Here is a 20727-nt window from a genome sequence, read left to right as displayed (position 1 = left end):
AAAGACAAAGGAAATGCATGAAATCAAACGATTTTTTTGCATACAGACGTATGCCGCCCCTGCGGCGCCGGGTAGGGGCGCCCTACCCGGCGGGGCGAAACACCCCCCTCTTGGCCGCGCTTTCCATGCACGCGGGCGTTCCCGGGCGGCGCGCGACCGGCGACAAGAGGTCAACCGAAGAGGAGGACCAAATGAACGGCAACACCCATCTATTCATCCCCGGCCCCACCAACGTCCCCGAGGAAGTGCGCCGCGCGATGAACCTGCCCATGGAGGACATGCGCGCGCCCGATTTCGGCGATTTCATCCTGCCGCTGCTCGCTGACCTGAAAAAGGTGTTTCGCACCGAGACCGGCCGCGTGTTCGTCTTTCCCGGCTCAGGCACGGGCGCGTGGGAGGCCGCAATCACCAACACGCTGAACAGTGGCGACCGCGTGCTGATGTCGCGTTTCGGCCAGTTTTCAATGCTTTGGGTGGATATGACCGAGCGGCTCGGCCTCGATGTCGAGGTGATCGACGTGGAGTGGGGCAAAGGCGTGCCCGTGGAGGATTACGCCGCGCGCCTCGCCGCCGACAAGGCGCATGAGATCAAGGCCGTCTTTGCCACCCATAATGAGACGGCCACCGGCGTGACGTCCAACGTCGCCGCCATCCGCACCGCGCTCGACGCCGCCGGGCACCCGGCGCTTTTGTTCGTGGACGGGGTGAGTTCCATCGGCTCTATCGAGTTCGAGATGGAGGCCTGGGGCGTCGATCTTGCCGTCGCGGGCTCGCAGAAGGGTTTTATGCTGCCCGCCGGCCTTGGCCTGCTCGCGGTCAGCGAAAAGGCTCTCGCCGCCCATGAGCGCGCCAAAATGCCGCGCTGCTATTTCAGCTTTTCGGACATGATCCGGCTGAATGACACCGGCTATTTCCCGTACACACCCCCGACGCAGCTCCTGCGCGGCCTGCGCGTGTCGCTCGACATGCTGCTCGGGGCCGGGCTCGAATCGGTCTGGGAGCGGCATCATCGCCTCGCCTCGGGCGTGCGCGCCGCCGTAGCCGAATGGCAAGGCTGCCGCCTCGTGGCCGACGCGCCAGAATGGCATTCCGACACCGTGTCCGCGATCTACGCCCCCGAGGGCATCGACGCACGCCAGGTGATCGAGACCGCCTATCACAAGTATCAGACCTCGCTCGGCTCGGGCCTTGCCAAGCTTGCCGGTCGTGCCTTCCGCATCGGCCATCTCGGCTCACTCAACCCGGTGATGCTGTGCGGCGCGCTGTCGGCAGCGGAAATGGCGCTGCGCGACGCGGGGGCGGCCATCAGCCCCGGCCAGGGCGTCGCCGCCGCGCAAGAGGTGTTTCGCATGACGGCCCCGCCAGTACAGACCCGCAGCGCCGCGCGCGCCGCCTGAAAGGACAGATGACATGAGCTACACCCTTCACCCGCTCAAGAAGCAGCGCCTGCAACGGTCGGAACTGGCCGTGCCCGGCTCCAACCCCTCGATGATCGAGAAGGCAGCGGAGTCAGAGGTCGATTACATCTTCTTCGATCTCGAGGATGCCGTCGCGCCCCCCGACAAGGTGCAGGCCCGCGCCAACATCATCCAGGCGCTCAACGACATCGACTGGAAAGCTAGGGGCAAGACCGTCTCGATTCGCATCAACGGGCTCGACACGCATTACATGTATCGCGACGTGGTCGAGATCGTGGAACAGGCGGGTCAGCATCTCGACACGATCCTGGTGCCAAAGGTGGGCGTGCCAGCGGATCTCTACACCGTGGAAACCATGGTGAGCCAGATCGAGGAAGCCATGGGCTTCACCCACCAGATCGGCCTCGAGGCACTGATCGAGACCGCCCTCGGCATGGCCAATGTCGAGGCCATCGCCGCGGCCCCCGGACGGCTTGAGGCGCTGCATTTCGGCGTCGCCGATTACGCCGCCTCGACCCGCGCGCGCACCGTGGTGATCGGCGGGCTCAACCCCGATTACCCGGGCGACCAGTGGCATTTCGCGCTGAGCCGCATGACCGTGGCCTGCCGTGCCTACGGGCTGCGCGCCATCGACGGGCCGTTCGGCGATTTCTCCGACCCGGATGGCTATATCCTGTCGGCAAAACGCGCCGCCGCGGTGGGGATCGAGGGCAAATGGGCCATCCACCCCAGCCAGATCGCGCTGGCAAACGAGGTGTTCTCGCCCCCCGAGGCAGAGGTGACGCGCGCGCGGCGCATCATCGAGGAGTTGCGCAAGGCCGAGGCCGAGGGCCGCGGCGCCGCGAGCCTCGACGGCAAGATGATCGACGCGGCATCAGAGCGGATGGCCAACAACGTGCTGAGCGTGGCCGACGCCATCGCCGCCAAGGGATAAGGGAGGAAATCAAATGGATATCCACGAATTCCAGGCCAAGGACCTGCTGAGGCGCTTTGGCGTGCAGGTGCCGCGCGGCGGCATCGCCTATAGCCCCGAACAGGCCGTATACCGCGCGTCGGAGTTGTCGGGCGACAAGTGGGTGGTCAAGGCGCAAATCCATTCCGGTGCCCGCGGCAAGGCGGGCGGCGTGCGCATCTGCGAGTCGGAGAAAGAGATCAGCGAAGCGGCAAGCTGGATGCTGGGCCGGATGCTGGTCACGCACCAGACCGGCCCGCAGGGCAAGCTGGTGAGCCGCCTCTATGTCGAGGAAGCCACCGATATCGCGCAGGAAATCTATCTCGCCTTCGTGATGGACCGCAAGGAAGAGCGCGTGGTCGTCGTGGCCTCGGCGCAGGGCGGCATGGAGATCGAGGAAATCTCGGCTGAGGAGCCCGAGTCGATCATCCGCTCGGTGGTCGATCCGGCGGTGGGAATGCAGGCGTTCCAGGCGCGCGAGATCGCGTTTTCGCTCGACCTCGACCCGCCGCTCATCCCGCAGGCGGTCAAGACCATCATCGGCTGTTACCGCATGATGGAAGAAACCGACGCCAACATGGTAGAGATCAACCCGCTGGTCGTCACCGGCGCGGGCGAGATCGTGGCGCTGGACGCCAAGGTGAGCTTTGACGACAACGCCCTTTTCCGCCGCCCCGAAATCTCGGAGCTGCGCGACAAGAGCCAGGAGGATTCGCGCGAGACCTTCGCCTCGGATCGCGGGCTGAACTATATCGGACTCGACGGGGAGATCGGCTGCATCGTCAACGGCGCGGGTCTCGCCATGGCGACACTCGACATGATCAAAATGGCCGGGGGAGAGCCCGCCAACTTTCTCGACGTGGGCGGTGGGGCAAGCCCCGAGCGCGTGCTCATGTCGTTCCAGGCGGTGCTGAACGATCCCAATGTCGAGGCGATCCTCGTCAACATCTTTGCGGGTATCAACCGCTGCGACTGGATCGCCGAGGGGGTTATCCGCGCGGTGCGCGAGCTGGAGCTGACCATGCCGCTGGTGGTGCGGCTGTCGGGCACCAATGTCGAGGAGGGCCGCCGCCTCATCGCCGAGAGCGGCCTGCCCATCCAGACCGCCGAGAGCCTCGCCGACGCCGCGGAAAAGGTGGTTGCGGCGTGGTCTGCTGCCCACAAATCGGAAAAGGGAGCCGCCTGATGGCCATTCTCATCGACACATCCAGCCGCGTGCTCGTCACTGGCCTGACCGGACGCATCGGCAGCTTTCACGCCGCCGACATGATCAAGCACGGCACCAACGTCGTGGGCGGCGTGACCCCGGGCAAGGGCGGGACCAAGCATGACGGCCTGCCGGTTTTCAACACCGTCAAGGGCGCCGTGGCCGAGACCGGCGCGGATCTGGTGATCTGCTTCGTGCCCCCCCCGTTCGCCGCCGACGCGATCATGGAGGCGGCGGATGCGGGGATCAAAACCTGCGTCTGCATCGCCGACGGCATCCCGGCGCGCGACATGATCCGCGTGAAACGCTATATGCGCCGCTACAAGGCCGAGCGCCGGATGCGCCTGATCGGCCCCAACTGCGCCGGGATCATCACGCCCGGGCAGGCCTTTGCCGGGCTCATGCCGCCGCATATCTACATGCCGGGACGCGTGGGTATTGTCGGGCGGTCAGGCACGCTCGGCTACGAGGCCGCGAGCCAGATGAAGGAGCACGGTATCGGCGTCTCGACCTCGGTCGGCATCGGCGGTGACCCGATCAACGGATCAAGCTTCCGCGATATCCTGGAGTTGTTCGAGAACGACCCCGAGACCGACGCCGTGGTGATGGTGGGCGAGATCGGCGGCCCGCAGGAGGCCGAGGCCGCCGCCTATATCCGCGACCATATGACCAAGCCGGTTGCGGCCTACATTGCCGGTCTCTCGGCGCCCAAGGGGCGGCGCATGGGCCATGCCGGCGCCATCGTGTCGGCGTTTGGCGAATCGGCGCAGGAAAAGGTGGAGATCCTCGGCGATGCCGGCGTGACCATTGTACCTACGCCCTCGTCCTTCGGCGAGGTGGTAGCGAAGATGGTGGCCTGACCCCCTACGCGCCGGGGCCTCACCCGGCGCGCAACCGCCCCGCCGCGAACGCCGAGACAGCGATCATCGCGCTGGCCGTGCCCAGCATCAGCGGCAACCCGCCCGCCTGGTAGGTCAGCCCCGAGAGTACCGTGCCCAAGAGACGCCCGCCGGCGTTGGCCATGTAGTAGAAGCCCACATCCATCGTCACCCGTTCCGCCCGGCTGAAGGCGAGGATCAGGTAGGAATGGAGCGCGGAATTCACGGCAAAGACCGCGCCGAAGGCCAGAAGGCCCGTCACCAGCGTGATCGTGAGCCATGTCTGCGGCCCACCCGCCAGCAGTGCCGCAACAGTCAGCGCCACCGGCACCGCGAGCAAGGCCAAAGCCCAACCCCGCGCGGCGCGGATCATGTCGCCCTCGGGTCGGATGCCCGCGCGCATCAGGCTTGGTGCGCCCGCCTGCACCGCGCCGTAGAGGATGATCCACCCCGCCATGAAGCTGCCGATCATGAAGAACGCCGCGCGGTTCCCGACCTCGGAACCGTCCGACAGCACGCCGTAGAAATAGACGGGGATGCCCACCACGAACCACACGTCGCGCGCACCGAAGAGGAACACGCGCGCTACGCTGAGCCAGTTGACGTTGGCGGATTTCGAGAACACCTCGGAGAATTTCGCGCCCTTGCGCCCCGTGGGGAGGCCCGGCGGCATGGCGAGCGCCACGGCCACGAGGATCAGTGCCAGCACCCCCGCCATCGCCCAGACCGCGCCGTTGAAACCGATCCCGGCCAACAGCGCCGCACCCAGCAGGAAACCCAGCCCCTTGACGGCGTTTTTCGATCCCGTCAGCGTCGCGACCCAGCGGAACAGCCCGCCGTCTTGCGCTGGTGCGAGCAGCTTGACGGCGGATTTCGAGGACATCTTGGCCAGGTCCTTGGCCACTCCGCTCGCTCCTTGCACCGCCATCACGTAGGCCACCGAAAGCGCGACGGTCCAGTCCGGATCGAGCTGCGCCAGCGCGATGAGTGCCAGCACCTGCAATCCCAGCCCCGCGTAGAGCGTCGAGGTTAGCCCGAACCGTGCCGCGATCCAGCCTGCCGAGAGGTTCGTCACCATCCCCGCGATCTCGTAGAGGACAAACAGGTAAGCCAGCTGCACCGGACTGAACCCGAGCGTGTGAAAGTGCAGCAGCACCAGCATCCGCAGCGCGCCATCGGTCAGCATGAAGGCCCAATAGGCCGCCGTGACGGCGATATAGGCCGAAAGGCCCTCGGGGCGTGGGCTCACAATGATGCTCCCACCATGCACGCCACATCGACCAGCCGATGCGCATAGCCCATCTCGTTGTCATACCAGACATACACCTTCACCTGCGTGCCGTTCACCACCATGGTGGAGGGCGCATCGACGATGCCGGAGCGCGTGTCGTTGGTGTAGTCGGCGCTGACCAAGGGTCGCGTCTCGTAGCCGAGGATACCCGCGAGCGGCCCCTCGGCTGCGGATTTGAACAGGGCGTTCACCTCCTCCGTAGAGGTCTCCCGCTCCATCTCGAACACGCAATCGGTGATCGAGGCATTGAGCAGCGGCACGCGCACGGCGTGGCCGTTGAGACGGCCCTTGAGTTCCGGGTAGATCAGCGTGATCGCCGTGGCGCTGCCCGTGGTGGTGGGGATCAGTGAATTGAGCGCGGAGCGCGCGCGGCGCAGGTCCTCGGCGGGGCGGTCCACGATGGTTTGCGTGTTGGTCACATCGTGAATCGTGGTGATCGAGCCGTGCTTGATGCCAATGGACTCGTGCAGCACCTTGACGACGGGCGCGAGGCAATTGGTGGTGCAGCTTGCCGCCGTGACGATGCGGTGGCGGGCGGGATCGTAGATGTCGTGGTTGACGCCGTAGACGATATTGGCGACGTCCCCGTCCTTGACCGGGGCAGAGACGACGAGTTTTTTTACCCCGGCGTCGAAGTAAGGGGCCAGTTTTGCCCCGGTCTTGTAGACGCCGGTGCAGTCGATCACCACGTCGACACCGTCGAGCGGCAGGTCGCCAAGGTCGCGCGTCCCGATGAACGGCAGGCGCGTCCCGTCGATGGTGATGCCGCCCTCATCATGCGAAAACGCCGCATCCCACCGCCCGTGCACCGTGTCGAACTCCAGAAGATGCGCGTGCATCTCCGCATCGCCCACCGCGTCGTTGATCCACGCCACCTGCGCGCCACGCGCCAGCAGCGGCTTGAGGATCAGCTTGCCGATCCGGCCCAACCCGTTGATGGCGTAGACGGTCATGCTTCGGCCTCGTCGGCCTTGCGCCCGATGTCGTCCACCCGGGCCTGAAGGCTCACCTTGTCCAGCGAGTCGAAAGGCAGCGCCGCGAAGATCATGATCCGGTTGCGCAGCGCGCCATAGGCGTGCTGGAAGGCGAGCGCCTTTTCCGCCTCGGTGCCCTCGGCGCTGACCGGGTCGGGTGTGCCCCAATGGGCGGTGACGGGTTGCCCTTCCCAGGCCGGGCACTCCTCGTTCGCGGCCCGGTCGCAAACGGTAAAGACGAAGTCCATCACCGGGGCGTTCGGCCCCGTGAATTCTGTTACGTTCTTGGCGCGCAGGTCAGAGTTGTCGTGCCCCTTGGATTTCAGCACTTCCAGCGCGAAGGGATTGAGTTCGGAAAAGGGCCGAGTTCCAGCGGAATAGGCGTTGAACCGGTCGCCCGCGATCTCGCGCAGGATGGTCTCGGCAAAGATCGAACGGGCAGAGTTGCCCACGCAGATGAAGAGCGCGTTGTATTTCCTGTCGGCCATGTCCGGGATTCCTTTGCGGGTGGAGGCGGGGACGCAGATATCGGACCGCCCGCGGCAGCAGTCGTTGAGCAGGTAATCGAAGGTGCGGCGCACCTCGGTCATGTTGATGGAATATCTGAGCGACGTGGCGTGACGCTCCTGGGTGATCAGCCCGGCGCGCAACAGCGCATTCAGGTAGGCCGAGAGGGTCGAGGGCTTGAGCGCGAGTGCATCGGCCAATTCCCCCGCCGGCAAGCGATCAGGATAGCGCCGCATGAGCAGCCGGAAAATACCGAGCCGTTGCGGATGTCCGAGCGTGGAAAGGCGGGTGGCGATTTCTTTTTCCATATTTCGCGAATATGCAAAATATTGGGGGTGCGGCAAGGCCCACGGCTTGCTGTCACCAAAACTTCACGAAAGACGCTAAGGCCGCGCTAGCGCTCGCGCGCCGCCTCGATCGCCGGGCGGATGGTATTCTCCAGTACACGGTCGGTGATCGGACCGGCAAAGCGCTGCACGATCTCGCCCTGCCCGTCGATCACGTAGGTCTCGGGCACGCCGTAGACTCCCCACTCGAGCGCCATGCGCCCGGACGAATCCGCGCCGATACCGGTATAGGGATTGCCCAGCTCTTCGAGAAAACCTAGCGCGTTGCCGGGCTTGTCCTTGTAGTTGACGCCGTAGACGGGGATACCATCGGCGGCGAGCTGCATCAGGTTGGGGTGCTCCACCCGGCAGGGCGAGCACCAGCTTGCCCAGTAGTTGACGAGGCTGACCTCGCCCGCGCGCAGGTCGGCGTCCCCAAAGCCCGGCTTGTCGCCGAGCGGAGTGGTCTCAACCGCCGGGGCCTGCCGGCCCGCCAGCGCCGAAGGGAGCGCATCGGGATTCTCGCGATAAAGTCCGATGAGCGCCAGCCCCGCGAAGGCAGCAAACACAACCAGCGGCGCGACCATGAGGGGCGAAAGCCTAGCCATCGGTTCTTCTCCGCTTCTCTATTTCTTCCAAAGCCCGCTTGACGCGTGCCGAGCGCCGCAGGCTGGTCCAGACGATCACGGCCAGAAGTGCCAGCGACACCCCGTAGGACGACAACACTGCGCCCGCGTATTTGCCCAGTTCGGGGATCATGCCTGCATCCTTTCACGTGCCTCGAGCGCGCGCGTCCGCCTTGCCCTGATCTCGGTGCGCGTGCGCACCAGCACAAGCGCGACAAACAGAAGCACAAAGCCCGCCATCGTCACCAGCAGCGGATACCAGAACACGTCGGCCACGTTCTCCTCCTTGTCGAGGCTGAGCGACGCACCTTGGTGCAGACCCTGATTCCAGAAATTCACCGCATACCGACTCAAGAGCGCGAAGACAGAGCCGACAAGGCACAGGATCGAGGTGAGGTCCGCGGCGGTGTCGTCGTTCTCGATCGCCTCCCACAGCGCGATATACCCCAGATAGAACAGGAACAGGATCAAAAAACTCGTGAGCCGCGGGTCCCATGCCCACCACGTGCCCCACATCGGCTGTCCCCAGAGCGCACCGGTCGCGAGCGCGATGAGCGTCATCACCATGCCCACCGGGGCGGCGGCGCGCGCGGCGAGCGCGCTCACATGGTGGCGGCGCACGATCCAGACCAGCGACGTGACCAGCATCATCAGCCACGTGTTGATCGCCATCAGCGCAGCGGGAACATGCAGGTAGATGATCTTGACCGTCGAGCCCTGCCGGTAATCCTCGGGTGTAAAGAAAAAGCCCCAGACCAACCCCGCCGCCAGCAGGAGCGCCGCCGACCACGCCACGAAAGGCAGGACGCGGTCGGTGGTCTCGATGAACTTCTTCGGATTGGCGTATTCCCAAAGGGCATTCAGATTCATGGGCTGTATCCGTCCGTCATCGCAGGTTGACCTTCAATACCGCAGCGGAGGCGAAAGGCAAAAGCGCGATCGTGCCGCAGGTGATCCCCGCCAGAAGCGCCAGCGGCGTGGTCACGGCGAGCCCCTCGGCCCCACGCCGCGCCACCTCGGCACCGAATATCAATGTGGGTACGTAGAGCGGCAACACAAGCAGGCTGAGGAGCAATCCGCCGCGTTTCAGCCCCACGGTGAGCGCCGCGCCAAAGGTGCCGATCACGCTGAGCGCGGGGGTGCCCAGCACCAGCGACAGCACCAGCCAGCCAAAGCCCGGCCCCGGCAGATTGAGCAGCACGCCCAGCACGGGCGCGGCCAGCACCAGAGGCAGGCCGGTGGTGAGCCAGTGCGCGAAAGCCTTGACCACCACGATCCCCTCCATCGGCAGGGGCGAGGTGGCCAGCAGATCGAGGCTGCCATCCTCGTGATCGAGGGCGAAGATGCGGTCGAGCGACAGCAGGCAGGCAAGCAGTGCGCCCAGCCACAGCATTCCCGGCGCGATCCGCGACAGAAGGGCGCTCTGTGGTCCGACGCCGAAGGGCACCAGCACCACGACGATCAGAAAGAACGCCAGCCCGAGGCCAAAGCCGCCGCCAGCGCGCACCGCGAGCCGCATGTCGCGAGTGAGAAGCGCGATCACAGGAACACCCCGTCAAAATCCTCCACCGCCAGCGGCGCGGCGCGATAGGGTGCGAGATCGAGGATGCGCGCCTCCGACAGCCGCAGGTCGATATGCGTGGCGATGAGCGCCGCACCGCCCGCGGCAAGATGGGCACGCACCGCGCCCGCGAACATCGCCACCGCATCGGTGTCGAGTGACACGGTCGGCTCATCCAGCAGCCAGACAGACCGCCCGGTGACCAGGAGCCGCGCGAGGCCCAACCGCCGCTTTTGCCCGGCAGACAGCGCGCCGGCCTGCCGGTTCGCCAGTGGACCAAGGCGAAACGTCTCCAGCGCCCGGGAAATGTCCCTGGTGCCAAAGACCTGTGCCCAGAAGTGCAGGTTCTCCATCACGGTGAGCGCCGCCTTGATCCCGTCGGCGTGCCCAGCATAGACGAGGCTCTCGGGCGCGGCCTCGACCTCACCGCCAAGGGCGGGCTGAAGCCCCGCCACCGTGCGCAGGAGGGTGGTCTTGCCGATGCCGTTGGGTCCGCGCAGGACCAGCGCCTCACCGGGGCCGAGCGCGAGGCTCACCCCTTCCAGCACCGGCGCTCCGCCGCGGGCGACGCCCATATCCGTGACACGTAACACCATGCGCTCTGCCTAGCCCAAAGCCGCAGGCGCGGAAAGCGCCAAAGCCTGCGCGCGATGTCACACCGGCAGCGCCGCGAGCGCCACTCGGCGACCCTCGGACAGGAGCACGTTGTAGGTGCGGCAGGCGGCGGGCGAATTCATCGCCTCGACCCCCAGCCCGGCCTCGTGCAGCCGGTCGCGCAGGTCGGCGGGGGCGTGCGCCGTCTCGGCCCCGGTGCCGATGAACACCACGTCCACCTCTCCCGCCAGCGCCAGGAGCGGTGCGGGATCGTCAAAGCCCCGCCACCCGCGCGCCGACGCCGCGGTCACCAGCACCGCGCCTTCGATCACCTGCCCGGCCACGCGGAAAAAGCCGGGGCCGTAGCCGTCCACCGGCGTGGCCTCTGCAAAGGTGATCTCGGTCATGCGCATGGCTCAGGCTCCATTGCTCCAGATCGGCAGACCGCTCAGCACCGCGAGCGCGATCACGGCGTAGGCCACCCAACGGTAGAGCCGCTCGTGGCGCGGGTCAAACAGCGCCTGCCCGATGAGCGAGGTGGTGACATAAGGAATTGCCAGTACCAGTGCCAACGCCACAAGCGCCCAGTCCACCACGCCCTTCGCCAGCAGGTTGGCCACGATCACCACGTCGAGCGCGGCGAGGAACAGGATGGTGTTGGCGCGCACCGCCTGCGCCACCGATTGCCCGGCGAGGTAAAACAGGATCACCGCCGGCCCGGTCAGCCCCGTCAGCCCGCCGATACCCCCCGCCGCCGCGCCGATACCCGCCAGTTGCGGGCGACTCACCCGCCCCGAAAAGCGCCAGCCCGATACCAGCGCCGCCAGCGTCACCGTGGCGATCACGGCCACGCACCAGCGGATCAGTTCCGGGTCGATCCGGGCCATCAGCCACAGGCCCAAGGGTACCGTCAGCAGTGCAGCGAAGGCCAGCAGCCCCACCTCGCGCCGATCTGCCTGCCCCCACGCACGCGGCAGGAGCGCCGATGAACTGACGATGCCGGTCAGCATCATCACGCCCACGATCACCTGCGGTGCAAGGAATATCCCGGCGACAGGGACAAAGATCAGCGCCGTGCCGAAGCCCGAGAAGCCGCGCACGATACCGGCCACCCCGATCGCCAGCATCAGCCAGGGCAACCCCGGAGTCGCCAGGGCCGCTACGAGTGGATCAGGCATCCACATTGGCAAATTGCGTGCCGGCGGTGGCATCCGGTTTCGACCAGTCGCGCTTCACCCCCAGCCACATCAGGATCGTCGAGGCGACGAAGATCGACGAGTAGGTGCCCACGACCACGCCCCAGATCATCGCGAAGACAAAACCCCGGATCACGTCACCGCCGAGGAAGTACAGTGCGAAGAGCGCCAGCAGCGTGGTGACCGAGGTCATCATCGTGCGGCTCAGCGTCTCGTTGATAGAGATGTTGAGCACCTCGCGGAGCGGCTTTTGCTTGTATTTGCGCAGGTTCTCGCGCACGCGGTCGAACACCACCACAGTGTCGTTGAGCGAGTAGCCGACGATGGTCAATAGCGCCGCGATGATCGCCAGATCGAACTGGATCTGCAGCTCCGAGAACACGCCCACTGTAAGCGCCACGTCGTGCACCAGTGCCAGCACCGCGCCAACGGCGAATTGCCACTCGAAGCGCAGCCAGATGTAGAACAGCACCGCCGCGATGGCGAGCGCCACGGCGATCACCGCCGCCTGGATCAGTTCGCCCGAGACCTTGGGCCCGACGCTCTCGACCGAGGTGAACTGGATATCGGGCACCTGAGCCCGCAAGGCCTGCTCCACCGCCGAGATCACCTCCGGCGAGACGCTCTCGGTTTCGTCCTGCGCCTGGATACGGATCATCGCCACGTTCTCGTCGGGGCCGAAGGTCGGGTCGAACACCTGCGTGATACTCACATCCCCCAGTCCCAGATCGCCCACCGCATCACGGTACTGACCGACGTCCACCGGCTCGGCGCTCTGCGTGCGGATCGTCGTGCCGCCCTTGAAATCAATACCGAAATTCAACCCCTGTATCGCAAAGGAGCCGAGTGCCACGAGGATCATCACGCCCGAAATACCCAGCCACAGCTTCCACCGGCCGAAGAAGTCGATCGCGGTCTCCTGCGGCACGAGACGCAGCGCGCGACCTTGCAAGACGGTCTTGGGGCGCTTGCGCTCGAACCACATGATGGCAATCAGTCGGGTCACGAAAATCGCGGTGAAGATCGAGGTGATGATGCCCAACCCCAGCGTGATGGCAAAGCCCCGTACCGGGCCCGAGCCCATCGCGTAGAGGATCACGGCGGTGATGAAGGTGGTGATGTTGGCGTCCACGATGGCGCTCATCGCCTTTTCGTAGCCCAGCTCAATCGCGCGGGCGGCGCCCTTGGCGGTCTTCATCTCCTCCTTGATGCGCTCAAAGACCAGCACGTTGGCATCCACCGCCATGCCGATGGTCAACACGATGCCCGCGATCCCCGGCAGTGTCAGCGTGGCCCCGATGAGGCTCAGCAGACCAAAGATCAGGCCGACGTTGACGATGAGCGCGATATTGGCGAACAGGCCGAAAATCCGATACGAAGCCAGCATGTAGGCCAGCACCAGCGCGAAGGCCACGATACAGGCGATCTTGCCGGCCTCGATGCTGTCGGCGCCCAGTTCCGGCCCGACGGTGCGCTCTTCGAGGAATTCGAGCCCCGCAGGCAACGCCCCTGCGCGCAACAGCACGGCAAGCTGCGTGCTGTCCTCGACGGTGAAATTGCCAGTGATGATGCCAGAACCGCCGGGGATGTGGCTCTGGATCACGGGGGCCGAGATCACCTCGCCATCGAGCACGATAGCAAAGGGATTACCAACATTCTCGGCGGTGTACTCGCCGAATTTGCGCGCGCCGGTGGGGTTGAAACGGAACGAGACGGCGGGTTGCCCATTCTGGTCGAAATCCGGCTGGGCATCGACCAGCTCCTCACCGGTGACGACCGGCGCGCGTTCGAGGATGTAGTGGACCCCCTCGTCGTCCATCGCCGGCAGGATCTCGTTGCCCGGGCCCGGGGTCTCGTCAGGGTTGGAGGTGCGGCTCACCACCGGCTGAAAGGTCAGTTGAGCGGTGGTGCCGATGAGCGCCTTGAGCTCACCCGCAGAGCCGATGCCCGGCACCTGGATGAGGATGCGATCTGCCCCCTGGCGCATGATCGTTGGCTCGCGGGTGCCAGTCTCGTCGATGCGGCGGCGGATGATCTCGAGCGCCTGTCGCACGGTGCGCTCGTCGGTGGCGCGCTGCTCGGCCTCGCTCAGGCGCACGATGATATCGGCGCCTTCGCTCGCCACCGCGATGTCGGTGGCCCCGGCGCCGGTCAGGCTGGTGACCGGGCGCGCGAGCCCGCGAACCAGCGCCGCGGCCTCTTCGGCCATCTCCGGCCGCTCGACCATTCGCACACGAAGTTCTGCATTTTCAGTGTCTTGCAGGCGGATCGCGCCCACCCGATCACGCTCTTCTCGCAACAGGTCGCGCACCTCGGGCCACATGCCCTCCAGCCGCGCCTTGTAGACATCGCCCACCTGCACCTCGGCCAGCAGATGCGCGCCGCCGCGCAGATCGAGCCCGAGATTGACGAGGCCCGAGGGCAGCCAGTCGGGCCAGAGGGCCAATTCGTCCTGCAATTCCGAGGGGTTGGCACCTCGCTCGACGGCGGCGGTGGCGTCGTTATGGGTCTCGACCCGGGAGTAGAATCCATTGGGCAGGGCCAGCAGCAGCCCGAGCGCGACGATGCCCCAGATCAGGAGGCGTTTCCACAGGTCGATTTGCAGCATTGTCGCGCCTTTTCAATGGCTTGCGTGGTCGGTGGCGGCCTTTAGCCCTCGGCCGGCTCGGTCTTGGACAGCACCTGCGCGATGGTCGAGCGCACGACCCGCACCTTGACGCCCTCTGCAAGCTCTACCTCGATCTCGCCCTCGTCCTTGACCTTGGCCACCTTGCCGATCAGCCCGCCTTGGGTCACCACCTGGTCGCCACGCCGCAGCGCCTCGACCATCGCCTTGTGTTCCTTGAGTTTTTTCTGCTGCGGACGGATCAACAGGAAGTACATGATGACGAAGATCAGGATAAGCGGGACGAATTGCGCGAAGGCTTCCATGGGGTGCGTTCCTTGTCTGATGGCAGGGCCCGGCCCCGCGAGTTGACGCGGAACCTAAGGTTCGGGCCGCGCATTTGCAAGGCGCGAAAGCGGGGGCTGCACAGCGTCGGTATTACGTCGGTATCGCGTCGGTGCGAGAGGGAGGCTGAACCCCGCCCTACACCTCGCCCGCGAAGTGGTGCATAAGCGCGGGCAGGCGATTCAGATCAGGACGAGGACGACCCCATGCACGACATCCGCGCCATCCGCGACACCCCGCAAGCCTTTGACGCGGCGATGGCCCGGCGGGGGCTGGAGGGGGTCTCTGGCGACATTCTGGCACTCGACGAGGCGCGGCGGGCGCGTATCCATGCCGCCGAGACCGCGCAGGCCGAGCAGAACCGGGCCTCCAAGGAGGTCGGCGCCGCCAAGGCCAAGGGCGACGAGGCGGAGTTCAAGCGGTTGCGCGCGCTGGTCTCGGAGAAGAAGGCCGAGGTGGCGGCCATGCAGACGCAGGCGCGCGAGCTCGATCAGCAACTGACCGAGGCGCTCATGGGCCTGCCCAATCTGCCCCTCGACGATGTCCCCGAGGGCGCCGACGAGGATGACAATGTCGAGCTTTACCGCCGTGGCACGCCGCCCGCGTTCGACTTTACCCCCAAGGAGCATTACGAGATCGCGGGCGTCATTCCGGGCATGGATTTCGAGACCGCCGCCAAGCTCTCTGGCAGCCGCTTCGTGGTGCTGCGGGGCGCGGTGGCGCGGCTCCACCGGGCGCTGGCGCAATTCATGCTCGACACCCACATCACCGAGAACGGCCTCGCCGAGACCTGGACGCCGGTGCTGGTGCGCGACGAGATGATGCGCGGCACCGGGCAGTTGCCGAAATTCGGCGAGGACAGCTATCAGACCACCAATGGCTGGTGGCTGGTGCCCACCGCCGAGGTGACGCTGACCAATCTCGTGCATGGCGACACGGTGGAGGCGGCCACCCTGCCCCGCCGCTATGTCGCCCACACCCAGTGTTTCCGCTCGGAGGCGGGCAGCGCGGGGCGCGACACGGCGGGCATGCTGCGCCAGCACCAGTTCGAGAAGGTCGAGATGGTCTCGATCACCCACCCGGGCGAGAGCCGCGCCGAGCTCGACCGGATGACGGCCTGCGCCGAGGGCATCCTCGACCGGCTGGGGCTGGCCTATCGCACCGTGGTGCTGTGCACCGGCGACATGGGGTTCGGCGCGCGGCGCACCCACGATATCGAGGTCTGGCTGCCGGGGCAGGACAATTATCGCGAGATTTCCTCGGTCTCGGTCTGCGGGGATTTCCAGGCACGGCGGATGAACGCGCGGTTCCGCCCCGAGGGCGGCGGCAAGCCGGATTACGTTCACACGCTCAACGGCTCTGGCCTCGCGGTGGGGCGCTGCCTGATCGCGGTGCTGGAGAACGGGCAGCAGGCGGACGGCTCGGTGGTGTTGCCGCAGGCGCTGGTGCCGTATCTGGGGGGCAAGCGCGTGCTGACGCCCGAGGGCACGCTGGCCTGAGCTTCATCTTGCCCAAAATATTCTCGGGGGGAGGCGCCCGTCCCGGGCGACTGGGGGCAGACAGCCCCCTGCCCTATTCCGCCGCCTCGCGCGGGCTGAACCGCGTGCAGAGCTGGCCGATCTCGAAGGGTGCGAGGCTCATCGCGACGCAGGCGCAATAGCCGCCATCGCCGCGCGATTCGTAGTGGTCGCAGCGGCCGCAGGTGCCCACGCAGGTGCCGCCGCGCGCGCCCGCGAGCTGTGCTGACAGTTCGGGCAGGATGCGCGCCAGCGCCGCGCGGTCGGCCTGTGGCAAATGGTCGATCGCTGCCATCAGGTGCCGCAGCGGATCGGCGGCGAGCATCTCCTGCCCCTCGGCCGTCACCTCGAAGTGCACGCTGCGTCCGTCGCTCTCGGACCGGCGGCGCGCCAGCAGGCCGCGCGTCTCCAGCGTCTTGATCGTCTGCGAGGCGGTGCCCCGTGTCGTCGCCTGGAAACTGGCGAAGGCCGAGGGCGTGCGCGAGGCCCGGTTGGCGCGCGCGAAGAAACGCAGCGCCGTCCATTGCGCGGCGGTGAGGCGCGCGGGGCCGCCCTCTTCGCCGCGCGCCGAGCGCCCGACATGCACGAGCAATTCGGCCAGCGTGGCGGGCGCCGCCTCGGCAGGGTCGGCTTGGGGGGCCTTGGATCGGCTCATGGGAGAGTAATAGCGAGTCGAAACCGGTTTGACCAGAGGCGCGCGGAGGGATAGTTTCGATTCGAAATCACTTCATCCCTGCAAGAGTCGGGCCCGAGACCATGAACAAGCCCTATTTCCCGAACCGACCGCCCCAGCGCGCGCGCGCCGCGGGCCGCGCCTTCCTGTCCCCCGAGGAGGAGACGCGGCTGGCCCGCGCGTGGCGCGAGCGCGGCGACGTGGCGGCGCGCAACCGGCTGGTCACGGCCTTTACCCCGCTGGTGCAGGCGATGGTGGCGCGCTTTACCAAGGGCCGGGCGCAGGACGATCCCGACCTGATGCAACAGGCCTATATCGGGCTGATGCGCGCCGCCGACGGCTTTGACCCGGATCGTGGCATCCGTTTCGCCACCTACGCGGCGTGGTGGGTGCGCGCCGAGTTGCAGGATTACCGGCTGCTCAATTGGTCGCTGGTGCGGCGGGGCCGGTCGGCCAAGGCGCGGCAGGCGTTCTATCGGCTGGGGCAGATCGAGAATAACCTGCCCCGCCGGCCCGGCGAGGACCCCGCGGAGCGCGAGGCGCGCCTGGCCGCGGCGCTCGGGGTCGATACGCGCGTGCTGGGCCAAATGCGCCGGCAATTCGGGCAGGCCGACGCCTCGTTGCACGGTCCCGTCGGCGAGGACGGGGCCGAGGCGATGGACCTGTTGCCCGACCCCGACACGGACGTCGAGGCCGATGTCGCCGACCGTCACGACCGCGCGCGGTTGCGCGCCGTCATGGTCGATCATTTCGGCGCACTGCCCGAGCGCGAGCGGCATATCGTGGTGTCCAACGTGCTGGCCGATCCGCCGCTCACGCTACAGGAGCTGGGCGATATCCACGGCGTCTCGCGCGAGCGGATACGGCAGTTGCGCGACCGCGGGCTGGAACGGCTGCGCGCGATGCTGGGCGACGACGCGACGATGCACGATACCATCTGATACAGCAAGTCCGGGACAGGACAGGACAGAACCGCGCGGACGGCCGGCGCGAGCGGAATGCCGGCCCGATACGGGTGTTGCGGCAGGCCGCGCTTTGCCGTGTCCGGCCCCCTGATCCGCCCTGCCCCGCTGGTGTCGCGGGCTTTGCGATTGCGCGGGACAGGTGGATGCAATACTGCATTGCGCGAGACACGAAAAGGACACCAGAGCATGACCGGAACCGGCAAACCAAACGGGCTGACCTATGCCGAGGCGGGCGTCGATATCGATGCCGGGAACGCGCTGGTTGAGCGGATCAAGCCCGCCGCCGCCGCCACGAAACGGCCCGGGGTGATGGCCGGTCTTGGTGGCTTCGGCGGTCTCTTTGATCTCAAGGCCGCCGGTTTCGCCGATCCGGTCCTCGTGGCCGCCACCGATGGCGTGGGCACCAAGCTGCGCATCGCCATCGACACCGGGCTGGTGGATGGCGTCGGTGTGGACCTCGTCGCCATGTGCGTCAACGACCTGGTGTGTCAGGGGGCCGAGCCGCTGTTTTTCCTCGACTATTTCGCCACCGGAAAGCTCGAACTCGATAATGCCGCGCGGATCATCGAGGGGATCGCGCGCGGCTGCGGGGGCGCGGGCTGCGCGCTCATCGGCGGCGAGACGGCGGAGATGCCGGGCATGTACCCGGCGGGCGATTTCGACCTCGCGGGGTTTGCCATAGGGGCGATGGAGCGCGGCAACGACCTGCCGCGCGGCGTGGTCGAGGGCGATGTACTCATTGGCCTAGCCTCGGATGGCGTGCATTCCAACGGCTACAGCCTCGTGCGCCGGATCGTCGAACGCTCTGGCCTTGGCTGGGACGATGCCTGTCCGTGGGACGCGGAGCAGACCCTCGGCGCGGCGTTGCTCGCGCCCACGCGGCTCTATGTGCGCCCGGCGCTCGCGGCGCTGGCGGTGGGCGGCGTGCACGGCCTTGCCCATATCACCGGCGGCGGGCTGACCGAGAACCTGCCGCGCGTGCTGCCCGAGGGCACGGGCGCCGAGATCGACCTCGGCGCATGGGCGCTGCCGCCGGTCTTTGGCTGGCTTTCCGAGACGGGCGAGCTCGCCGGGGCGGAGCTGCTCAAGACCTTCAACGCCGGGATCGGCATGGTGGTGGTTGCCGCCGCCGACAGCGCCGACGCGGTCGAGACCGCGCTGCGGGACGCGGGCGAGACCACCCACCGCATCGGCCATGTCACCGCCGGGACCGGGGTGCGCTATTGCGAGCAGCTCGCTTGAGCAAGCGGGTCGCGATCTTCATCTCCGGGGGCGGCTCGAACATGCGCGCGCTGGTCGAAAGCATGACCGGCGATCACCCCGCGCGCGCCGCGCTGGTCCTGTCGAACGATCCGCAGGCGGGCGGTATCGCGTGGGCGCGGGACGCGGGTATCCCGACCGACGTGGTCGATCACCGCCCCTTCGCGGGCGATCGCGCGGCATTCGAGGCCGCACTCGCCGAACGGCTCGTCCCGCACGCCATCGACATCATCGCCCTCGCGGGATTCATGCGGGTGCTTACCGCCGGCTTCGTCGCACCCTGGCAGGGCAGGATGCTCAACATCCATCCCTCGCTCTTGCCGAAGTATCGCGGGCTCGACACCCATGCCCGCGCGCTGGCGGCAGGAGATACCGAGGCCGGCTGCACCGTCCACGAGGTCACGCCCGCGCTCGACGATGGGCCCATCCTCGGGCAGGCGCGGGTGCCGATCCTGCCGGACGACACGGAGCGGACCCTCGCCGCGCGGGTGTTGGAGCAGGAGCACATCCTATATCCGGCGGTGCTGAAACGCTTTGCCGCTGGCGACCGGCGCCCGGTGATGCTGCCCTGAGCGGGGCATTTCATTTGCCGGGAGGCTGGGATATACCCCGCCGAGGGGCAGGACCGCGACACCGGAGAGCATAACCTTCATGCAGACAATCACCACCACAGAGGCGCTCGCCGAATTCTGCGAGGCGGCACGCACGCATGATTACGTCACCGTCGATACCGAGTTCCTGCGCGAGCGCACCTATTATTCCCGGCTCTGCCTGGTGCAGCTTGCCATGCCCGGCAACGACGACGAAAACGCGGTGCTGGTCGATCCCATCGCGGGGGGCGACGCGCTCTCGCTGGAGCCGCTCTACGATCTGTTTCGCGACCCGTCGGTGGTCAAGGTGTTCCATGCCGCGCGGCAGGATCTCGAGATTTTCGCCGTCGCGGCAGGGGTGATCCCGACACCGCTCTTTGACACGCAGGTGGCGGCGATGGTCTGCGGCTTCGGCGATCAGGCGGGATACGAGACGCTGGTGAAACGCATCGCCCGCGCCTCGGTGGACAAGAGCTCGCGCTTCACCGACTGGTCGCGCCGCCCGCTGTCGGAGGCGCAGAAATCCTATGCCGTGGCTGATGTGACCCACCTGCGCCAGATCTACGAGTATCTCGCGGCCAAGCTGGACGAGACCGGGCGCAGCGCCTGGGTGGCCGAGGAGTTGAAGACCCTCGCCGATCCGGACACCTACCGCACCGATCCGGACGAGGCATGGCGGCGCATCAAGACGCGCAACACCGCGCCGCGTTTCCTCGCCATCCTGCGCGAACTGGCCCGTTTCCGCGAGACCTACGCGCAATCGCGCGACGTGCCGCGCTCAAGGGTGTTCAAGGATGACGCGCTGCTGGAACTGGCGGCGACAAAACCGCAATCGCACCAGGACCTGGGCCGCGCGCGGTTGCTGCTGCGCGAGGCGCGCAAGGGCGAGATCGCCGAGGGGATCATCACCGCGGTGCGCGCCGGGCTGGACTGTCCCCAAGATGATCTGCCGCGCGTCGACTCGGAGCCTCATGGCAAGGCGCAGGCCAACCCGGCGATTGCAGACATGCTGCGCGTGCTTCTGAAGGCGCGCAGCGACCAGAGCGACGTGGCCGCGCGCCTCATCGCGAGTGCCGCCGATCTCGATCATCTGGCGGCGGGCGGGCGCGAGGTGCCGGCGCTCTCGGGCTGGCGGCGCGAGGTGTTCGGCGAGGACGCGCTGCGCCTGTGCCGGGGCGAGATCGGCCTCGTGGTGCGCGGCAACGAGGTGGCGGCGGTGCCGCTCTGATGCGACCGGTCGCT

The 20727-nt window shown here is 66.9% G+C and carries 22 protein-coding genes; 9 read left to right on the top strand and 13 right to left on the bottom strand.

Annotated elements, in window-relative coordinates:
* The first annotated feature begins 191 nt into the window (after positions 1-191).
* Genes C6W92_RS05655 through sucD form a run of 4 tightly spaced genes read left to right on the top strand, consistent with a single transcriptional unit; the run spans position 192 to position 4437 of the window.
* Entirely contained in the window at positions 192-1397 is a 1206-nt protein-coding gene (locus C6W92_RS05655; RefSeq protein ID WP_129432059.1) for an aminotransferase class V-fold PLP-dependent enzyme, read from the top strand.
* 13 nt (positions 1398-1410) lie between these two features.
* Positions 1411-2352 carry a CoA ester lyase gene (locus tag C6W92_RS05650; RefSeq protein WP_129432058.1) on the top strand — a complete coding sequence of 314 codons (942 nt, stop codon included), beginning with the start codon at positions 1411-1413 and terminating at the stop codon, positions 2350-2352.
* Positions 2353-2365: 13 nt separating this feature from the next.
* On the top strand, positions 2366-3556 hold the full coding sequence (locus C6W92_RS05645; protein WP_104017043.1) for a malate--CoA ligase subunit beta: 1191 nt from the start codon (positions 2366-2368) through the stop codon (positions 3554-3556).
* Entirely contained in the window at positions 3556-4437 is an 882-nt protein-coding gene (sucD, locus tag C6W92_RS05640) for a succinate--CoA ligase subunit alpha (RefSeq protein ID WP_129432057.1), read from the top strand. Before C6W92_RS05645 ends, sucD begins: the two co-directional genes overlap by 1 nt.
* Positions 4438-4456: 19 nt before the next feature.
* Here sucD and arsJ read toward each other — a convergent pair whose 3' ends face one another.
* The 12 genes from arsJ to yajC all read right to left on the bottom strand — a co-directional run bounded on the left by arsJ (position 4457) and on the right by yajC (position 14461).
* Positions 4457-5704: an organoarsenical effux MFS transporter ArsJ gene (arsJ, locus tag C6W92_RS05635; RefSeq protein ID WP_129432056.1), complete on the bottom strand. Its 1248-nt coding sequence runs from the start codon at positions 5702-5704 to the stop codon at positions 4457-4459.
* Positions 5701-6699 carry an ArsJ-associated glyceraldehyde-3-phosphate dehydrogenase gene (locus C6W92_RS05630; protein WP_129432055.1) on the bottom strand — a complete coding sequence of 333 codons (999 nt, stop codon included), beginning with the start codon at positions 6697-6699 and terminating at the stop codon, positions 5701-5703. Before C6W92_RS05630 ends, arsJ begins: the two co-directional genes overlap by 4 nt.
* Positions 6696-7535: a helix-turn-helix domain-containing protein gene (locus C6W92_RS05625; protein WP_129432054.1), complete on the bottom strand. Its 840-nt coding sequence runs from the start codon at positions 7533-7535 to the stop codon at positions 6696-6698. Before C6W92_RS05625 ends, C6W92_RS05630 begins: the two co-directional genes overlap by 4 nt.
* 86 nt (positions 7536-7621) lie before the next feature.
* Positions 7622-8161, bottom strand: coding sequence for a DsbE family thiol:disulfide interchange protein (locus C6W92_RS05620; protein WP_129432053.1), 540 nt, complete (start codon positions 8159-8161; stop codon positions 7622-7624).
* Positions 8154-8312: a heme exporter protein CcmD gene (gene ccmD / locus C6W92_RS05615; RefSeq protein ID WP_129432052.1), complete on the bottom strand. Its 159-nt coding sequence runs from the start codon at positions 8310-8312 to the stop codon at positions 8154-8156. The genes C6W92_RS05620 and ccmD overlap by 8 nt, the downstream gene beginning before the upstream one ends.
* Complete coding sequence (locus C6W92_RS05610; RefSeq protein ID WP_129432051.1) at positions 8309-9049, bottom strand: heme ABC transporter permease; 741 nt, start codon at positions 9047-9049, stop codon at positions 8309-8311. Before C6W92_RS05610 ends, ccmD begins: the two co-directional genes overlap by 4 nt.
* A gap of 16 nt (positions 9050-9065) precedes the next feature.
* Entirely contained in the window at positions 9066-9722 is a 657-nt protein-coding gene (gene ccmB / locus C6W92_RS05605; protein WP_104017050.1) for a heme exporter protein CcmB, read from the bottom strand.
* Positions 9719-10336, bottom strand: a complete 618-nt coding sequence (gene ccmA / locus C6W92_RS05600) for a heme ABC exporter ATP-binding protein CcmA (RefSeq protein WP_129432050.1) — start codon at positions 10334-10336, stop codon at positions 9719-9721. Before ccmA ends, ccmB begins: the two co-directional genes overlap by 4 nt.
* A 57-nt stretch (positions 10337-10393) precedes the next feature.
* Positions 10394-10747 (bottom strand): Mth938-like domain-containing protein, encoded by a 354-nt coding sequence (locus C6W92_RS05595; RefSeq protein ID WP_104017052.1) that lies wholly within the window; start codon positions 10745-10747, stop codon positions 10394-10396.
* A gap of 3 nt (positions 10748-10750) precedes the next feature.
* Complete coding sequence (locus C6W92_RS05590; RefSeq protein WP_129432049.1) at positions 10751-11512, bottom strand: sulfite exporter TauE/SafE family protein; 762 nt, start codon at positions 11510-11512, stop codon at positions 10751-10753.
* Entirely contained in the window at positions 11505-14138 is a 2634-nt protein-coding gene (gene secD, locus C6W92_RS05585) for a protein translocase subunit SecD (protein ID WP_129432048.1), read from the bottom strand. The genes C6W92_RS05590 and secD overlap by 8 nt, the downstream gene beginning before the upstream one ends.
* A 41-nt stretch (positions 14139-14179) precedes the next feature.
* On the bottom strand, positions 14180-14461 hold the full coding sequence (gene yajC / locus C6W92_RS05580; RefSeq protein WP_104017054.1) for a preprotein translocase subunit YajC: 282 nt from the start codon (positions 14459-14461) through the stop codon (positions 14180-14182).
* Positions 14462-14686: 225 nt separating this feature from the next.
* Between yajC and serS the strand changes: the two genes are divergently transcribed.
* The gene (serS, locus tag C6W92_RS05575; protein ID WP_129432047.1) at positions 14687-15979 is read left to right on the top strand and encodes a serine--tRNA ligase; all 1293 of its coding nucleotides are present in this window, start codon (positions 14687-14689) and stop codon (positions 15977-15979) included.
* Between the two features lie 73 nt (positions 15980-16052).
* On the opposite strand, the gene C6W92_RS05570 is transcribed toward serS, so the two are convergent.
* The gene (locus C6W92_RS05570; RefSeq protein WP_129432046.1) at positions 16053-16652 is read right to left on the bottom strand and encodes a MarR family transcriptional regulator; all 600 of its coding nucleotides are present in this window, start codon (positions 16650-16652) and stop codon (positions 16053-16055) included.
* Between the two features lie 101 nt (positions 16653-16753).
* On the opposite strand from C6W92_RS05570, the gene C6W92_RS05565 reads away from it, so the two are divergent.
* The 4 genes from C6W92_RS05565 to rnd all read left to right on the top strand — a co-directional run bounded on the left by C6W92_RS05565 (position 16754) and on the right by rnd (position 20713).
* Positions 16754-17611: a sigma-70 family RNA polymerase sigma factor gene (locus tag C6W92_RS05565; protein WP_129432045.1), complete on the top strand. Its 858-nt coding sequence runs from the start codon at positions 16754-16756 to the stop codon at positions 17609-17611.
* Between the two features lie 210 nt (positions 17612-17821).
* Complete coding sequence (gene purM / locus C6W92_RS05560) at positions 17822-18877, top strand: phosphoribosylformylglycinamidine cyclo-ligase (protein WP_129432044.1); 1056 nt, start codon at positions 17822-17824, stop codon at positions 18875-18877.
* Positions 18874-19467 carry a phosphoribosylglycinamide formyltransferase gene (gene purN, locus C6W92_RS05555; protein ID WP_129432043.1) on the top strand — a complete coding sequence of 198 codons (594 nt, stop codon included), beginning with the start codon at positions 18874-18876 and terminating at the stop codon, positions 19465-19467. The genes purM and purN overlap by 4 nt, the downstream gene beginning before the upstream one ends.
* A gap of 79 nt (positions 19468-19546) precedes the next feature.
* Positions 19547-20713: a ribonuclease D gene (rnd, locus tag C6W92_RS05550; RefSeq protein WP_129432042.1), complete on the top strand. Its 1167-nt coding sequence runs from the start codon at positions 19547-19549 to the stop codon at positions 20711-20713.
* Positions 20714-20727: the final 14 nt, after the last annotated feature.

The organism is Roseovarius sp. A46, from assembly GCF_004126395.1.
In the GTDB taxonomy this organism is placed as follows: Bacteria; Pseudomonadota; Alphaproteobacteria; order Rhodobacterales; family Rhodobacteraceae; genus Roseovarius; species Roseovarius nitratireducens.
Note: the sequence above shows the minus strand (reverse complement) of the source record. Positions and strands in the feature narration are given on the sequence as shown.

Coding starts and splice junctions, on each gene's coding strand:
- C6W92_RS05655 (WP_129432059.1), top strand. CDS start 192: ATGAACGGCAACACCCATCTATTCATCCCCGGCCCCACCAACGTCCCC.
- C6W92_RS05650 (WP_129432058.1), top strand. CDS start 1,411: ATGAGCTACACCCTTCACCCGCTCAAGAAGCAGCGCCTGCAACGGTCG.
- C6W92_RS05645 (WP_104017043.1), top strand. CDS start 2,366: ATGGATATCCACGAATTCCAGGCCAAGGACCTGCTGAGGCGCTTTGGC.
- sucD (WP_129432057.1), top strand. CDS start 3,556: ATGGCCATTCTCATCGACACATCCAGCCGCGTGCTCGTCACTGGCCTG.
- C6W92_RS05630 (WP_129432055.1), bottom strand. CDS start 6,699: ATGACCGTCTACGCCATCAACGGGTTGGGCCGGATCGGCAAGCTGATC.
- C6W92_RS05625 (WP_129432054.1), bottom strand. CDS start 7,535: ATGGAAAAAGAAATCGCCACCCGCCTTTCCACGCTCGGACATCCGCAA.
- C6W92_RS05620 (WP_129432053.1), bottom strand. CDS start 8,161: ATGGCTAGGCTTTCGCCCCTCATGGTCGCGCCGCTGGTTGTGTTTGCT.
- ccmD (WP_129432052.1), bottom strand. CDS start 8,312: ATGATCCCCGAACTGGGCAAATACGCGGGCGCAGTGTTGTCGTCCTAC.
- C6W92_RS05610 (WP_129432051.1), bottom strand. CDS start 9,049: ATGAATCTGAATGCCCTTTGGGAATACGCCAATCCGAAGAAGTTCATC.
- ccmA (WP_129432050.1), bottom strand. CDS start 10,336: ATGGTGTTACGTGTCACGGATATGGGCGTCGCCCGCGGCGGAGCGCCG.
- C6W92_RS05595 (WP_104017052.1), bottom strand. CDS start 10,747: ATGCGCATGACCGAGATCACCTTTGCAGAGGCCACGCCGGTGGACGGC.
- C6W92_RS05590 (WP_129432049.1), bottom strand. CDS start 11,512: ATGCCTGATCCACTCGTAGCGGCCCTGGCGACTCCGGGGTTGCCCTGG.
- secD (WP_129432048.1), bottom strand. CDS start 14,138: ATGCTGCAAATCGACCTGTGGAAACGCCTCCTGATCTGGGGCATCGTC.
- yajC (WP_104017054.1), bottom strand. CDS start 14,461: ATGGAAGCCTTCGCGCAATTCGTCCCGCTTATCCTGATCTTCGTCATC.
- serS (WP_129432047.1), top strand. CDS start 14,687: ATGCACGACATCCGCGCCATCCGCGACACCCCGCAAGCCTTTGACGCG.
- C6W92_RS05570 (WP_129432046.1), bottom strand. CDS start 16,652: ATGAGCCGATCCAAGGCCCCCCAAGCCGACCCTGCCGAGGCGGCGCCC.
- C6W92_RS05565 (WP_129432045.1), top strand. CDS start 16,754: ATGAACAAGCCCTATTTCCCGAACCGACCGCCCCAGCGCGCGCGCGCC.
- purM (WP_129432044.1), top strand. CDS start 17,822: ATGACCGGAACCGGCAAACCAAACGGGCTGACCTATGCCGAGGCGGGC.
- rnd (WP_129432042.1), top strand. CDS start 19,547: ATGCAGACAATCACCACCACAGAGGCGCTCGCCGAATTCTGCGAGGCG.